Origin of the sequence: Sphingomonas sp. CFBP 13706, assembly GCF_014842355.1 — a bacterium.
Classification (GTDB): Bacteria; Pseudomonadota; Alphaproteobacteria; order Sphingomonadales; family Sphingomonadaceae; genus Sphingomonas; species Sphingomonas aerolata.
This window is the reverse complement of record NZ_JACYVM010000071.1, coordinates 1-642: the sequence shown is the minus strand read 5'-3', so window position 1 is coordinate 642 and position 642 is coordinate 1. Positions and strand designations below refer to the sequence as shown.

Sequence of the window (642 nt, the reverse complement as noted above, 5' to 3'; positions counted from 1 at the left end):
ACACCGGTTATGGCTCGGCCGAGATGCTGGCGTGGCTCGTCCACGAGCGCGACATCCAGCCTCACATCCCTGTGTTCGATAAGTCGGTCCGCCGTGACGGCACGTTCGAGCGCGCCGACTTCAGCTATGACATCGAGCGCGATGTCTACACCTGCCCGGCGGGAGAAGAGCTGCGGCGTTACTGGCATGAGGGCCGCGCCGCAAAGGAGCAGCCGCCAGTCGATGGACTTTACAGATACCGCACTCGCAAGGCCGCATGCGACGCCTGCGACCTGCGGCCGCGGTGTTGCCCGAATGGGCCGCACCGGAAGATTCTGCGCTCCGTCCATGAGGGCGCCCGCGATCTGGCCCGCGATATCGCCACTACGGACGCCTATGTGACGTCTCGTCGACAGCGCAAGAAAGTAGAAATGCTGTTCGCGCACCTCAAACGCATCCTGAAGCTGGACCGCTTGCGCCTGCGGGGTCCAAACGGCGCCAAGGACGAGTTCCTACTCGCCGCCACCGCCCAGAACCTCCGCAAGATGGCCAAGCTCGTTCCGATGCCGGCGCAGATGGCACCCGCCTGAGGAGGCAGGTAGGCTTGCCTTGATTTTAAGCCGGTGCCAGCCGGCGCCGAGGCCGACTTCTTCAACACAATCG

The 642-nt window shown here is 64.2% G+C and carries 1 protein-coding gene; it reads left to right on the top strand.

All coding sequences use genetic code 11. From position 1 onward, the window contains the following. Positions 1–569 (top strand): transposase (locus tag IFS44_RS21695; protein ID WP_192100223.1); only part of this gene is annotated, 569 nt, incomplete at its 5' end. Positions 570–642 lie beyond the last annotated feature (73 nt).